Source organism: Streptomyces sp. NPDC001920 (assembly GCF_053594495.1).
The window spans coordinates 211,247-226,052 of record NZ_JBSFEP010000004.1 but is presented as its reverse complement, the minus strand read 5'-3'; the positions used below and the strand labels follow the sequence as shown (position 1 = coordinate 226,052).

The following is a 14,806-nucleotide window of genomic DNA, read 5'->3' as shown; positions in this document are numbered from 1 at the left end:
CTCACCCGACGCGTTCGGCCCTGCCGAGGATGCCCTGCGGCCGGACGAGGAGGACGAGGATGAGGACGAGCAGCGCCCAGGCGTACTGCAGGTCGACCGGGAACCACAGGGTGGACATCTGGGCGACGACGCCGATGACGAGGCTTCCGACCATCGCACCGTAGGCGGAGCCGAGGCCGCCCAGGATGATCCCCGCGAACATGAGCAGCAGGAGCTTGAAGCCCATGTCCCAGGTGACGATCTCCACCAGGCCGAAGAAGACCCCACCGAGTGCGGCCAGTCCGCCGGCGAGCATCCACACGAACAGCACGACGCGCTGCACGTCGATGCCCGACGCCTCGGCGAGGTCACGGTTGGCGGAGACGGCCCGCACGGCTGTGCCGATCCGCGTCTTCTGCAGCAGCGCGGCGACGCCGAGCAGCACCAGCACGGCGAGCAGGGTGACCGTGAGGTCCCGTGGGGTGATGCCGGCCGGGCCCAGGTCGATCGTGCTCTGGATGTCGTACTGCGCGTAGGAGGCGGGCCGGGTCCCGTACAGCACGAGGACGACGTGGCGCAGCACCAGCGACAGCCCGATGGTGACGATGAACATGTTGATCAGCCCGGTACCCCGGGCCCGCAGCGGGCGCCAGATGCCGCGGTCGACCGCTCCGCCCAGCAGGGCGCCGAAGACCACCGCGGCGAGGGCGGCGGGGATCAGGTGCCAGCCCGGGCCGGCCGCGGAGACGTTGAGGAAGAAGGCGAAGGCGGCGCCGATCGTGACGAACTCACCGTGCGCGAAGTTGATCAGGTGGATGGTGCCGAAGATCAGCGAGAGTCCGACCGAGGTGATCGCGATGATCACTCCGAACTGGAGTCCGTCGATCAGCGCCTGCAGAGCGCGCGCGGCGAACGTGGGTCCGCGCGGGACCTCCTCACCCTGTGCCCGAACGGAGATCGCGGGCGCCGACACGAGGGTCAGGGCGAGGGCCGGCACGAGCATCCGCTGATAGCGCACGATGGTTCCGGTACGTCACGAACGTCCCTTATGGGCTCAGTGTAAGTGCAGGTCGGGACGGTGACACGGACACGTCGTGGGCGGCCGCCGGTGGAGCGTGCAAGGGCGCTCCACCGGCCGCCGCCTTCATGCGTCAGTGGGTCAGCGCGTCAGGCCTGGCCGGCGCCTGTGCCACCGGCGCCGCAGGCCGCTGTCCCGTCACGCTGCCGAGCCAGCCGAGCAGGAACGCAAACGGCACCGACACCAGGGCGACCGTCTGGAGCGGGAACCAGTCGATGTGCCACTCGGGTACCAGCGCCATCGGGTTGCCCGAGAAGACGGGGCTGCACACCTGCAGTCCGATGGCGGAGCCCAGGCCGCCGTACAGCGTCCACATCAGCCCCCGGCGCGTGAAGCCGCGCCAGAACAGCGCGTACACCAGTGCCGGGAGCAGGCACGAGGCCGCTACCGCCAGGGAGAGCGTGGACAGGAAGCCCATGTTCCAGCCCTGGACCCGCACCGCGCAGCTGATGCTCAGCACCCCGACCAGGGCGGACGCGATACGGGCCGCGGCCACCTCCCGCCCCTCGGTGGTACGCCCGCGGCGCGCGACGTTGGTGACGAGATCGTGGGCCACCGCGCCGGCCGCCGCCAGGGTCACGCTCGCGACGACCGCGAGCGTCGTGAGGAACACCGCGCTGACGACCAGCACGACGAGCCATGCCTCGCCCGTCCGCGCCGCCGATCCTCCCGCCAGATCGCCGGTGAGCATCAGCAGGCTGCTGGTGGCTCCGGGATCGGCGGCGAGAATCCTCGGGGCTCCGATCAACGCCGCGGCACCGAAGCCGATCACGGTGGTGACGAGGCAGACGGCGCCGACGATGGCGATGGTGTGGCGGACCGTGCGTCGGGCGGCGGCCGGGTCGGGCGCGGTGTTGAGCTGGGTGGCGACATGGGGCAGGCACGCCACGCCCAGCACCACGGTGATCATCAGGCCGATGAAGTCCAGTGTGCTCTCGACCGGGCCCCCGGCGGCGAAGCGCAGGCCCGGACGCATGTAGCCCGCGGGCCGGCCGCTGCCCTGAGCGGCGGCGTCGAGGAGGGAGTCGGCGCTCCAGTGGAAGCGGTGGAGCAGCACCGCGGCCACGGCGAGCGCCATGGCGAGCAGGACGACCGTCTTGAACATCTGGAGCGCGATCATGCCGCGCATCCCGCCGAAGGCCGTGGCGCAGACGACGAGCGTGCCGATCATGACGATGGCGGTCTGTTCGGCGCCCGGCCCGGAGAGGCCGAGCAGCATGGCGGTGGTCCGGCCCGCGCCGGAGAGCTGGACGATCAGATACGGGATGCAGGCGCTCAGCGTGACGACGGCGGCCGCGATCCGCACGGCCGGCCCCGGGGCGCGCAGGGCGAAGGTGTCACCGAGGGTGTAGCTGCCGCGCTCGCGCAGCGGGCCGGACAGCAGGAGCAGGACGCCGAGCGACAGCACGGTGCACAGGGCGATGAACAGGCCGTCGAAGCCGAAGACGGCCACGGTTCCGGTCGTACCGAGAACGGTCGCCGCGGAGAGGTAGACGCCGGACAGGACGATGGCGCCCTGCACGGGGCGCAGCCTGCGGCCCGCGGTGTAGAAGTCGTTGACCCGGTCGCGCTCGGGGCCGTTGAGCACACAGATGAGCAGCATGGGGACGATGAACGTCAGAAAGCCCACGAGGACCCAGGCGCGGGTGTCCGAGTCCAGGTCGAGGGTGCCGGGTGTCCCCGCGGCGAGCAGCATCGGGGGAAGCATCAGCGTTCCTCCAGCGGGCGGTACGCAACCTCGCCGTACCGGGTCTCGCCGTAGGGGGCGGCGCCGTACGGCGTCCTGTCGCCCGAGGTGTCGTCGTCCGGCGTCTCGTCGTGGGCTCGGCCGTGGAGGACGCGGTCGTAGCGCGCCGCGGTCCACAGCAGGAGCAGCACCTGGGCGAGGAGCGCGGTGACGCCGAAGGTGATCTGTCCTGCGACTCGCGTGCCCAGCAGGTCCTGCGCGGTGCAGGCGAGCAGGAGGTGGACCGCGAAGCTCAGTCCGTTGACGAGCAGGAAGGATCTGCCCGGCGGGTGGGCTCGGGGTCTTGGATGGAGCCGTGGGGTGTGCGTATGGGTGTGCTGGTGGGCCATGGAGCTCTCCTGGCGGGCAGGGATGCGCGCGCATCGCCTGCCTGGGGCGATGCCGTGCGCGGGCATTGCCCCTGACGGCATTGCCCCTGATGCGGGCTCACCAGAACACATACCGACCAGTCAGTCCATGCGCTCCCGGCACACCGTTGTCCGCTCCCAACGCCGGACGGCGGTGACTGTGCCGATGCCCATCCAGCCGGCCGGTGGGCCGCCCCGGCGCACGGAACGCGTGTTCGCGGCGGGCACCCCTCGGCGCATGCGGCGCCTCAGCCGTCCACGTCGCGATCCCGGGTGGCCGCGCAGCCGAGAACGGCCGCAGGGCCGAGCAGCCGGAGGGCGTCGAACGCGAGCGTGAGCCGTACGAGGTCGCGGGGGCGGGACAGTTCGAGCCCTGTGAGCTGCTCGAAGCGGCGCAGGCGGTTCAGCACCGTGTTGCGGTGGCACAGCATGTGCCGGGCCGCCTGGACCGCCGAACCGCCCTTCTCGATCCACACCCCGAGCGTGTCCATCAGTGTTTCGCGGTCCGCCGGCTCCAGGTCGTACACCGGCCGCAGCACTTGCAGGGCGAGTTCGGCGGACAGGTCGGGACGTGAGACGAGCAGACCGTCTGGCAGACGGGCGTCGAGCCGGGCGACCTCACCGTCTCCCCGGCAGGTGCGCAGCGCGAGCCCGGCCATGTCCCGCGCCCGGGGCAGGTTCTCCAGACCCTGGACGACGGGGCTGACGCCGATGCGGGTGCCTGGACCGGCGTCGAGGGCGGAGACGAGCGCGTCGAGCGGGCGGTCGCCGAGATGGGCGACGAGCACATCGCGCCGGCCCCCGGTGTGGCGCAGGATGCGCATGCCGCGGATCTCCGGTACGGCGTCGGGCGTACGGCCGAAGGGGGGCGTGGCCCGTATCTCCGCGACCGCGAAGCGTCCGTCGGGCGGCAGGTCGAGGATCGACGCCGCGTCCCGGATGAAGGCCGGGTCGTCGCGGCTCTCCAGTACTGCGGCGAGGATCAGGCGCACGCGCTCGTCGTGGCGGCTGGCCGCACCCTGGGCGACCTGGCGGTAGGCGTCGGCCAGCAGGACGCAGTCGCGGTCGTTGATCTTCCACACCAGCTCGGCCACCCGCACGAGGTGGCGCCGCTCGCCGAAGCCGTCCCGCTCGGCGGCGCCGACGATCCCGCTCCAGACCTCCGATCCGGCCACTCGGAAGGCATGCAGCACCTCGTCGAGGGGACGGCTCTCCTCGGCCCGGCGGATCCCGAGCTCACGTGTGTAGCGCTCGACGTTAACGATCCGGTCCGGGTCTAGGGCGGCCTCCAGGGTGATGCGTACGCCCTTGTGCACGGATTGCGGCAGATCGGGCGGCGCGAGCACCGGGTCGGCGTAGTACGGCACCTCGGCGCGGATCTGGTCCACCACGGTGCCGCTGAACGCCTGGCCGCGCCCGAGGAGATGCCGGCAGGCGTGGTCGAAGAGCTGGTGCGGCGAGGGCTCGTCGGCACGGTCGGGCGGGGGCGGCGGCGATCCGACGACCGCGGCGCCACGAGGGGGACCGGCGGCGCCAGGTCGCGGACCGGCGGGGTCGGCGGAGTCGGCTGTGGTGGCGCGGGGGCGGACCGCGCCATGGATGGAACCTGTGTGCATGGACCCTCCAGACGGACGGGGCGTGCGAGAACACCACGGCGGGTCGCCATGTCTTGCGCTGCGCAGGTGGCAGGGATGGCTCCATCGGCAGGCGATCGGCGTGGGCTGATGGAGCTGCTTCCAGGAATACGCATGCTAAGCAGTCGGTCACCGTGTGTGGCGAGACCTCTGTCAAATCGTGATGATCCGCGCGAGCGGGCCGGAGAACGCCGGCCGGCTGAAGCCCAGCACACGGCTCCGGCGAGTGCGGTGCCGATCTTTCCGCGAAGCATGCCGGGCCCGGGGTCGGCGGCCCTCCAACGGGGCCGCGAACACGACGGGGCTCGTAGGCCGTGGGCGGGAAACGGCGGCATGCATGCCGTGGCGGCGTCCGTCACCGGTGGGAGGCGCCGAGTGGCTCGACAGTCCGAGTCGGGCGGTGCTGCCGCCCTCGCGGCGGCGGCGGTCCGGGTGCCCGCGGGACCGCCCGGACCGCTCCCGCGGGCACCCGCCTGACCGCCCGGACCGCTCCCGTGAACCGGTACGGGGCATGGCGATCGCACAGGGACGCCTCCCGAACGACCTATGGCCGCTTCGGTCGTTCTGTCCTGGTTTGACCAGGCGGTGGTCGCGGCACTCGGGCATCCCATGAGTGCCCCGTGCCGAGGTGACCATCGCCGCGGGAAGCGCGCCCACCGGGCGTGGCGGGATCCGACCGGCAGCCGGGCGGAACAGAAGGTGGTCGATGACGACGGTCGGCGTGGAAGAGGTGTACCTGCTGCTCGACCCGGTCACGGGCCTGCCGGTGCCCCAGGCGGACAAGGTGTGCGCCTCGGCGGACGTGGCCCGTCTGGTGGCGGACCATGAGGTGCAGCACGAGCTGCTCCAGGCCCAGGTCGAGGTGGCCGTCCCGCCCTGCCACACGCTGGAGGAGGTCGGAGGGCACCTGCTGCGTCTGCGGCACGCCGTGGGAGTGGCCGCGGAGGAGCATGGCTGTCGGCTGGCGGCCTGCGGCACCTCGCCCCTGCGGCACGGCCGGCCGGTGGCCGTCACCGACGAGGCCCGGTACCGGGCCATGGTCGCCCAGGCCCCGCAGCTGGTGGCGGAACAGCTGGTCAACGGCATGCATGTGCACGTCGCCGTCCCCGACCGCGAGGCCGGTGTGCAGGTGCTGAACCGGATCCGGGTCTGGCTGCCGACGCTGACCGCGATGTCCGCGAACTCCCCGCTCTGGGACGGCCACGACACCGGCTTCGCGAGCTGGCGCACGGTGATCTCCAGCCGCTGGCCGGTCAGCGGCATACCCCCGTCCTTCCGCGATGCCGAGGACTACCGGCGGCGGGTGCGCGGACTGCTGGACGCCGGCCTGATCGCCGACACCGGCCAGCTGTACTGGCAGGCCCGGCTGTCGGCCGCGGAGCCCGTCGTCGAGGTGCGCTGCATGGACGTACAGCTCGGCGTGGACGAGGCGGTCATGCTCGCCGGGAGCGTCCGGGCCCTGGTGGAGACCGCCCTGGCCGAGGCGGACGCCGGGGCGCCCGTGCGGGACCGCCCGCCGGAACTGCTCCACGCCGCCCTGTGGCACGCCGCCCGGCACGGCCTCGGTGACACCCTCGTCGACCCCGCCGGCACCCTGCAGCGGGCCGGGGACGTGCTGTACGAGTTCCAGCGGCACGTCGGTCACGCCCTGGAGGCGTCGGGGGACACACGTCAGGTCACGTCGCTGATCCACCGGCTGCTGCAGAACGGCACCGGAGCGGACCGTCAGCGCGCGGCCCTCGCCGAGGGGGGTCTGCGGGCCGTGACCGACCTGATAGGCGTCCAGAGCACCATGCCATGACGGGTTCGCCGGCTCACGGTCCCGGGGCCCGGGCGGTCGGGTCGCGGCGGCCGGGGCGCGCCCGTCGGAGGCGGCCCGCACCTCGCTCATCTGCGGAAACCGCATCCCGGATATGCGGTGCGGGCTTACCTGGCCGAGAGTGGGGAACTCAGAGCACACCACATGCCGCCCCTCCGCCCGGGCCGAGTCCTCACCTCCCCGCGGCAGGCGCTCTGATTCCGAGGAGTGAACGTGACCATGCGCATCGGAGTGGAGGAGGAGTTCCACATCCTCGAGATCGAGAGCGGGCTGCTCGTACCGCGGGCCGACGCGATCCTGCGGAGGGCCGCCGGCCGGACCTTCCAGACCGAACTGCATCAGTGCACCGTGGAGTCCAACAGCGCGGTCCACACGTCCCTGCACGCGCTGTACGACGACCTCACCGGCATGAGACACCGACTCGACGCGGCCGCCTCCTCCCTGGGGCTGGCCGTCGTGGCGGCCGGCACGGCCCCGCTGGCTCCCGCGGCCCCGGCGCACCTCACCGCCGACCCCCGCTACCGCCACATGGCCGAGGAGTACCGCAAGGTCGCCGACGAGCAGCTCATCTGCGGTGCCCAGGTCCACGTGGACGTGCCCGACCGCGACACCGCCGTCCGGGTGATGTGCGAGGTCTCGCCCTGGCTGCCCGTCCTGCTGGCCCTCTCCGCCAGTTCGCCCTTCTGGCAGGGCACCGACACGGGATACGCGAGCTGGCGGACCCTGCTGTGGCAGCGCTGGCCCACCGCGGGGCCGGTCGGCTGCTTCTCCGGCGCGGCCGAGTACGACGCGGCGGTGGAGGAGTTCGTACGGTCCGGGGTCATCAGCGACGCCGGGATGATCTACTACGACGTCCGCCCCTCGGCCCATCTGCCGACGCTGGAACTGCGCGTGTGCGACGCCTGCCCGCGCCCGGAGACGGTCGTGCTCATCGCCGGGCTCTACCGTGCCCTGGTGGCCACCGCCCTCGAACGGCTGGACGCCGCCCGTGCGTGCGGGGGCCGCCACGAGTGGCTGCGCGGTGCCACATGGCGTGCGGCCCGGTCGGGCCTGGAGGGCGTGCTGGTGGACCCCGAGACCCACCAGGAGGCGCCGGCGCCGCGGGTCGTGCGGAAGCTGCTCACGCGGCTGCGGCCCGCATTGGAGGCCCAGGGGGACTGGCAGACCGTCCGGGCGCTGACCGAGGCGGCCCTCGCGGACGGAAGCGCCGCCCATCGCATGCGCCGCGCTGCACAGCGCGAGGATCTGCTGCGCTGCGTCGACATGCTGATCGCCGAGACCCGCGGAGAGCGCGTCCGGCGCGAGCGTGGCGGCCACGGGCACCGCAGGACCGTGTCGCCGGGGCGCACATTCACCTCCGCCGTCGTTCCGGGCCGTTCCCCGTCGCTCGCCGACCCCCGGTCGTCGACCGGCGTGTCGCGGCGGCACGGGCAGCCGCCGCCCCCGTGAGCGGAACGGTTGTCCGAAGAAAGGTTTCGTCACAGGAAAGGGTTTCGTGATGTCTCGTACCACCCTCCAGGCCCCAGCCGGCGGCCGCGCCCCGACGCCCGTGCCCGCGCACGTCGTCGCCGGTGCGCAGAAGGGAGGCGAGACGTCATGTGTGGCTTGACCGGGGAGGTCCGCTTCGACGGCGGGCGAGCCGACCTGGCGGCCGTGGGCCGCATGACCGACCGCGTCGTCGCCCGGGGACCCGACGGACAGGGCACCTGGACACGCGGCCCCGTCGCGCTGGGACACCGGCGACTGAAGATCATCGACCTGACGGACCGCGGGGCCCAGCCGATGACCGACGCCCGCGGAGAGGTCACCGGCGTCTTCAACGGGTGCGTCTACAACCATCCGGAACTGCGCGAGGAACTGCGCGGCCTCGGGCACCGCTTCGAGTCGACGTCGGACACCGAGGTGGTGCTCAAGGCCTACCAGCAGTGGGGCACCGCCTGCGTCGAGCACTTCCGCGGCATGTTCGCGTTCGTCCTCGTCGAACACCGCACCGGCCGGGTCGTCCTCGCCCGGGACCGGCTCGGCATCAAGCCCCTGTACCTGGCCCGCACCCCGGGCCGGCTGCGGTTCGCCTCGACACTGCCCGCGCTCCTCGCCGCCGGAGACGTGGACACCTCGCTCGATCCGGTCGCCCTCCACCACTACCTGAGCTGGCACGCCACGGTCCCGGCACCGCACACCGTCCTCAACGGGGTGCGCAAGCTTCCGCCCGCCACCGTGCGGGTCGTCGAACCCGACGGCACCCATCGGGACCACTGCTACTGGCAGCCGTCCTACACCCGCCGGGCCGAGTACACCGGCATGGGCGCCGACGAATGGCGCGACGCGGTACTGGACGCCCTGCGCACGGCCGTGCGCCGCAGGATGGTGTCCGACGTGGAGGTCGGGGTCCTGCTCTCCGGCGGCCTCGACTCCAGTCTGATCGTCGCGCTGCTGGCCGACGAGGGCCAGCGCGACCTGATGACGTTCAGCGTCGGGTTCGAGACCGAAGGCGGGGAGAAGGGCGACGAGTTCCGGTACTCGGACCTGGTGGCCCGCGAGTTCGGGACCGACCACCGCCAGCTGCTGGTGCCCTCCGACCGGGTGTCCACGGCCCTGGACGGGGCGGTCGCCGCGATGAGCGAACCGATGGTCAGCCACGACGTGGTCGCCTTCTACCTGCTGTCCGAGCAGGTGTCCAAGGAAGTGAAGGTCGTGCAGAGCGGGCAGGGAGCCGACGAGGTCTTCGCCGGCTACCACTGGTACCCGCAGCTCGCGGAGGTCTCCCGCGAGGACGAGCCGCAGCGTTACGCCGAGACGTACTTCGACCGGTCGCACGCCGACCTGGCCCGGATCCTGCGCCCGGACCTGCTGCCCGCCGACGACGTCTCCGGCCGCTTCGTGCGCGAGCACATGGCGGTCCCGGGCGCCGAGACCGCGCTGGACGCGGCCCTGCGGCTGGACACGCACGTCATGCTCGTCGACGACCCCGTCAAGCGCGTCGACAACATGACCATGTCCTGGGGGCTCGAAGCCCGGGTGCCCTTCCTCGACCACGAACTGGTCGAGCTCGCGGCCGCCTGCCCGCCGGAGCTGAAACTGGCCGACGGAGGCAAGGGTGTGCTGAAGGAGGCGGGCCGCAAGCTCCTGCCGCGCGAGGTCGTCGACCGGCCCAAGGGCTACTTCCCGGTGCCGGCCATCCGGCACATGGCCGGTCCCGTCCTGGAACGCGTGCGCGCCGCCCTCGCGGCACCCGAGGCGAAACGACGCGGCGTGTTCGAGGAGTCGTACGTGGCCGAACTCCTCGCGGCACCCGACGAGCACCGGACCAGGCGGGGCGCCAACGCCCTGTGGCAGATAGCTTTGCTGGAGATATGGCTGCAGACCCACGGAATCAAGTGACCGACGGCCGGAACGTGCGCACGGCGCACGACTCCTCGCCCCCGCTCGCTCCTTCCGGGGCGTTCGACCCGGCTTCCGCGCAGGTCCAGGACGGCCCGCCGGACCAGTACGACGCCGGCCGCGCCGCGGCCCCGGAGCCGGTGCCGCTGCCCGAGGCGGCAGGCCCGCGCGACGCCGTCACACGGCTGCGCGCGCACGGCTGCTGGTACCCGTCGGGCGACGCCGACGGCACCGAGACGGCCTTCATCTGCGACCGGGGCGGCGTTCCCCAGCTCTGGGCGGGCTCCGTCCACACCGACGACGTGCGGCTGCTCGACTCCTCGCCCGATCCCGTCAAGGAGGTCTCCTGGTCACCCGACGGCCGCTGGATCGCGTACACCACCGCCCCGGGCGGCGGTGAGCACTCGCGGGTGCTGTGCGTGCGGCCCGACGGCACCGGCCGGCGCATCCTCGCGGGCGCCGACCCGGCCAGTTCCGCCTATCTGGGCTGCTGGGCGCACGACGGCTCGTCCGTCGCCGTCACCGTCGCGGCACCGGCAGCTCCCGTGTACGGCGGCTTCACGACGGCCGCCCCGACACCGGAACCGGCCGACGGGTATCCCGCCGGCCTCCGCCGCGCCACCGACTGGGCGGAGCGGGACGGCCACGCGACCCTGCTCGGACCAGCCGCCTACGACGCGGCCCCGGTGACGCAGCCGGGCGGAGCACCGCTCGTCGTCCCATCCCTGGGCGACGCGGCCGCGGCGGCCCCGGCGACCCGGCGCGACGGCGGCCTGTCGGTCTACCTGATCGATCCCGACGGTCTGGCCTCCCCCGTCCTGCTCACCACGGAAACCCACGCCGCCTCCCTGCGTGTGTGCGACATCAGCCATGACGGCAGCCTCGCGCTGCTGCGCAGAGGACCCCGCGGACGGCGGGAGGCGATCGTCCGGCGCACCACCGACTCGGCGATCACCTTCGCCATGCCGGTCGCCGACGGCGACCCCTGGATCGGCCGGTTCTCTCCCGACGGACGGACCCTGTGGCTGCGCAGCAACGCCGACCGGGAGTACGCGGCGCTCCTCGCGGTAGCCCTGGACACCGACGGCGGGGCGCGCGACCTGTCCGTCGTGGCGGAACGCGCGGGAAGCGACCTCGAACTCCTGGCGCTGGCGCACGACGGCCGTACGGCCGCGCTGGCGTGGAACGTGCAGGGAGCGAGCGAACTCGAACTCGTCGAGACCTTCCCGGCCGCACGGGCCCCGGACCGCACCGGCCCGCTGCGGCCCGTCCCCCTGCCCCACGAGGTCGTCACCCGCATCACCCCCGCCGGTACCGGCCGCCTGCTGCTCGCGCTGGCCGGGTCGCAACGCCGGCCGGGCGTCTGGTGGGCCCACGAAGGCGTCTCCCTGCTGCGCACCCCCTGGTCCTCCCAGGACGAGGACGCCGTCCCACCGGGCCGCCCACCCGTACGCCCCGTCCCCCTGCGCCTCACGGCGAGGGACGGGCTGCCCCTGGGCGGCTGGTACTACCGGGCCCCGGGGCGGGGCCCGGACGAGCCGGCTCCGTGTGTCATCCACCTGCACGGCGGCCCCGAAGAACAGGAACGGCCCGTCTTCAGCCCGCTGTACCACGAGCTGGTCGGCCGCGGCCTGGACATCTTCGCCCCCGACGTCCGGGGCTCCCTGGGGCACGGCCGGTCGTTCGTCGACGCCGATCTGGGCGCGGGCCGCTTCGCGGCGTTCGACGACGTCGCCGACTGCGCGGCCCACGCGGTCGTCGCGGGACCCGCCGACCCCACACGGCTCGCGGTCATGGGGCGCTCCTACGGCGGCTATCTGACCTTCGCCTCCGCCGTGTGGCACCCGGCTCTGTTCCGCACCGGAGTCGCCGTCTGCGGCATGTCGGACTTCCTGACCTTCTTCGCCGGGACCGAGCCCTGGATCGCCGAATCGGCGGCCCACAAGTACGGCCACCCGGAACGCGACCGGGACCTGCTGCGCTCCCTGTCCCCGATGAGCCGTATCGACGCGCTCCGCGTCCCGCTGCTCGCCGTCCACGGGGAGCACGACACCAACGTGCCGCCGGGGGAGTCCCAGCAGTTCGTGCGCGCCGCACGGGAACGGGGCGTGGAGGCCGAACTGCTCACCCTGCGCGACGAGGGCCACGACTTCCTGCGCGCCGAGAACAGGCGCCTGTTCCGCCGGGCCGCCGCCGACTGGCTGGAACGGCACCTGTACTGAGGACTGCCGCGCAACCGGCGTCGCGCCGCACGCGCCGCCTCCGTGACACCGCGCGGCGACACCGCGCACCGGGACGGCGTGCCTGGCGCACCGCATCGGCGTAACGTCCTGACATGGGTGACTTCGGGTGCGTGCGGCGTCCGGGTACGGCGCCGCGAGGGGAGCGGCTGGTATGACCGGCAAGGGCGACACGGCCTCGGACACCGGACCGCTGGACGCCGTGTTCGCGGAGACGGTGCGCCGCACGGGCGCGTCCATCGGCGGCCTGTACCTGCTCGCACCGGACGAGCAGCAGCTGGTCCTGGTCGTGCTGTGCGGGGCACCGGCCGAGATCGCGGCGCCGTGGGCACGGGTTCCGCTCACCGCTCCGGCGCCGGTGGCCGAGGCGGTGCGCGAGGACCGCCTGGTGTGGGCGGGCAGCCAGGACGAGCTGGCCCGCACCTACCCGAGGTCCGCCATGGCGCTGCCGTACCCGCTGGCCCTGGCAGCGGCACCGGTCGTCGGCGTCCACCGGTGGGGAGCCCTGCTGCTGATGTGGCCGGCCACCCGCCCCCCGTACATGACACAGCGGGAGCGGGGGAACATCACCTCCAGCTGCCGACGCCTGGCCCGGCTCCTGGAGGAGATCCCCGCGGACGGGCGGTTCCCGGGCCCGCACGACGGACCGCGCGTGATCTCCGCCGGACTGGGCCGCCTGCCGGCGGGCCAGACGAGGGCCGCCGACGACTTCGTGGAGAGGCTGCCGGGCGGCAGCTGCGCCCTCGACCTGGAGGGGCGCTTCGCCTACCTCGACTCCGGGGCCTGCGAGTTGCTGGGCCGCGAGGCGGGACAGCTGCTGGGCACGCTGCCCTGGCAGTCCCTGCGCTGGCTCGACGACCCCGCGTACGAGGACCGCTACCGCGCCGCGGTGATCACCCGTGAGCCCGTCGCCTTCACCGCGCGCCGCCCGCCGGACCACTGGCTGGACTTCCATCTCTACCCCGACGACAGCGGCATCAGCGTCCGTATCGTGCCCACCGGCGGCCCCGCCCCGCCGTCACCGGCCGCCCGTGAGAGCACCGGCGGGCAGGCTCGCGCGGCCCGGCTCTACCAGCTCACGCACCTGGCCGCCGCACTGACCGAGGTCGTCGGCGTCCAGGACGTCGTGGACGTGGTCGCCGACCAGATCATGCCCGCCTTCGGCGCCCGCTCCCTGGTCCTGTCCAGCGCCGACGCCGGGCGGCTGCGGATCACCGGATACCGCGGATACACCCCGGAGGCCATCGAGCGCTTGAACGGGCTCCCTCTCGACACCGCCTTCACCCCGGCAGGGCAGGCGCTCGCCAGCGGCGTCCCCGCCTTCTTCGCCAGCCAGGAGGAGATGGGGCGCACCTACCCGGACGCCCTGCTGGTCAGCGGCAAGCACGCCTGGGCCTTCCTGCCGCTGATCGTCTCCGGCCGGCCCGTCGGCTGCTGCATCCTGTCCTACGACCGGCCTCATGACTTCCCCGCCGAGGAACGGGCGATCCTCACCTCGCTCGCCGGCCTCATCGCCCAGGCCCTGGACCGCGCCCGCCTCTACGACACCAAACACGACCTCGCCCAAAGCCTCCAGCAGGCGCTCCTCCCGCACTCCCTCCCGCCGGTCCGCGGGCTGCGGGTGGCCGCCCGCTACCTGCCGGCCACCCGGGGCATGGACATCGGCGGGGACTTCTACGACCTCATCCGGCTCGGCGACACCGCGGTGGCCGCCGTCATCGGCGACGTCCAGGGCCACGACGCGGCCGCCGCCGCCCTGATGGGGCAGGTCCGCACCGCCGTCCACGCCCATGCGGCGCACGGCGCAACTCCGGACCGGGTACTCGCCGCTACCAACCGGCTCCTCGTCGACCTCGGCACCGAGCTGTTCACCAGCTGCCTCTACGCCCGTCTCGACTTCGCCGCCCGCCGGGTGGCCCTGGCCAGCGCCGGTCACCCCCCACCCGTCCTGCGCCTGTCGGACCACGACACCCGCCCCCTCCACGTGCCGCCGGGGCCGCTTCTGGGCATCGACCCCGACGCGGTCTACCCCGTGACCGACATCCCTCTCACGCTGGGCCTCATGCTCACCCTCTACACCGACGGTCTCGTCGAGAGACCCGGAGTCGACCTCGACGACTCGATCGCCGGCCTCACCCGCCACCTCGCCGAAGCCGACGTGCACGACCTTGACCGGCTGATCGACACCCTCGTGGGAAGGGCGGGCGGCACCTGGCAGCGCACCGACGACGTGGCGCTGCTCGTCCTGCACCACTGCGCCGAGCGGCCGTGAAGGCGGCCGGGGCAGGTCGGGCGGCGGTGCGGTGACGGCCCGGAAGGGCCCGGGTCAGTCCTCGCCTCGCACGAGGTTCCATTCGTCCCCCCGGCGCTCGTCGCCCTCGACGGTCGCGCGTACCCAGGTACGTATGCACTGGCCACGCAGGCGGCGTGCGGTGGCCCAACCCGTCTCGGGTCGGCGGACGGTGGTCGTCTTCTCGGCTTGCGCGGTCACGGCGGTTCATCTGCTTTCTGTCTCCGGACCTCGGCGGTCCGGTTCGTGTGGTCCCACTTCGGACACCGTCACCGGGTGTCCGCGTCACGC

At 73.1% G+C, this 14,806-nt stretch carries 10 protein-coding genes; 5 read left to right on the top strand and 5 right to left on the bottom strand.

The genetic code is table 11. The annotated features are described in order from the left end of the window. Position 1: 1 nt before the first annotated feature. From ACWCPI_RS08570 to ACWCPI_RS08555, 4 genes are all read right to left on the bottom strand, one after another. Positions 2 to 997: a branched-chain amino acid ABC transporter permease gene (locus ACWCPI_RS08570; RefSeq protein WP_451037390.1), complete on the bottom strand. Its 996-nt coding sequence runs from the start codon at positions 995 to 997 to the stop codon at positions 2 to 4. A gap of 133 nt (positions 998 to 1,130) precedes the next feature. Continuing rightward, positions 1,131 to 2,765, bottom strand: a complete 1,635-nt coding sequence (locus tag ACWCPI_RS08565) for a sodium/solute symporter (RefSeq protein WP_451037389.1) — start codon at positions 2,763 to 2,765, stop codon at positions 1,131 to 1,133. Continuing rightward, positions 2,765 to 3,133: a hypothetical protein gene (locus ACWCPI_RS08560; protein ID WP_451037388.1), complete on the bottom strand. Its 369-nt coding sequence runs from the start codon at positions 3,131 to 3,133 to the stop codon at positions 2,765 to 2,767. Before ACWCPI_RS08560 ends, ACWCPI_RS08565 begins: the two co-directional genes overlap by 1 nt. A 266-nt stretch (positions 3,134 to 3,399) precedes the next feature. Then, positions 3,400 to 4,767: a PucR family transcriptional regulator gene (locus ACWCPI_RS08555; RefSeq protein ID WP_451037387.1), complete on the bottom strand. Its 1,368-nt coding sequence runs from the start codon at positions 4,765 to 4,767 to the stop codon at positions 3,400 to 3,402. A 724-nt stretch (positions 4,768 to 5,491) separates the two neighbouring features. Between ACWCPI_RS08555 and ACWCPI_RS08550 the strand changes: the two genes are divergently transcribed. The 5 genes from ACWCPI_RS08550 to ACWCPI_RS08530 all read left to right on the top strand — a co-directional run bounded on the left by ACWCPI_RS08550 (position 5,492) and on the right by ACWCPI_RS08530 (position 14,497). Further along, positions 5,492 to 6,586 carry a carboxylate-amine ligase gene (locus ACWCPI_RS08550; protein ID WP_451037386.1) on the top strand — a complete coding sequence of 365 codons (1,095 nt, stop codon included), beginning with the start codon at positions 5,492 to 5,494 and terminating at the stop codon, positions 6,584 to 6,586. A gap of 237 nt (positions 6,587 to 6,823) precedes the next feature. Further along, on the top strand, positions 6,824 to 8,053 hold the full coding sequence (locus tag ACWCPI_RS08545; RefSeq protein WP_451037576.1) for a carboxylate-amine ligase: 1,230 nt from the start codon (positions 6,824 to 6,826) through the stop codon (positions 8,051 to 8,053). A gap of 147 nt (positions 8,054 to 8,200) precedes the next feature. Beyond that, complete coding sequence (locus ACWCPI_RS08540) at positions 8,201 to 9,985, top strand: N-acetylglutaminylglutamine amidotransferase (protein WP_451037385.1); 1,785 nt, start codon at positions 8,201 to 8,203, stop codon at positions 9,983 to 9,985. Beyond that, positions 9,958 to 12,207, top strand: coding sequence for a S9 family peptidase (locus ACWCPI_RS08535; protein ID WP_451037384.1), 2,250 nt, complete (start codon positions 9,958 to 9,960; stop codon positions 12,205 to 12,207). The genes ACWCPI_RS08540 and ACWCPI_RS08535 overlap by 28 nt, the downstream gene beginning before the upstream one ends. A 172-nt stretch (positions 12,208 to 12,379) precedes the next feature. After that, the gene (locus ACWCPI_RS08530) at positions 12,380 to 14,497 is read left to right on the top strand and encodes a SpoIIE family protein phosphatase (RefSeq protein ID WP_451037383.1); all 2,118 of its coding nucleotides are present in this window, start codon (positions 12,380 to 12,382) and stop codon (positions 14,495 to 14,497) included. 54 nt (positions 14,498 to 14,551) lie between these two features. Here ACWCPI_RS08530 and ACWCPI_RS08525 read toward each other — a convergent pair whose 3' ends face one another. After that, positions 14,552 to 14,716 (bottom strand): hypothetical protein, encoded by a 165-nt coding sequence (locus tag ACWCPI_RS08525; protein ID WP_451037382.1) that lies wholly within the window; start codon positions 14,714 to 14,716, stop codon positions 14,552 to 14,554. Positions 14,717 to 14,806: the final 90 nt, after the last annotated feature.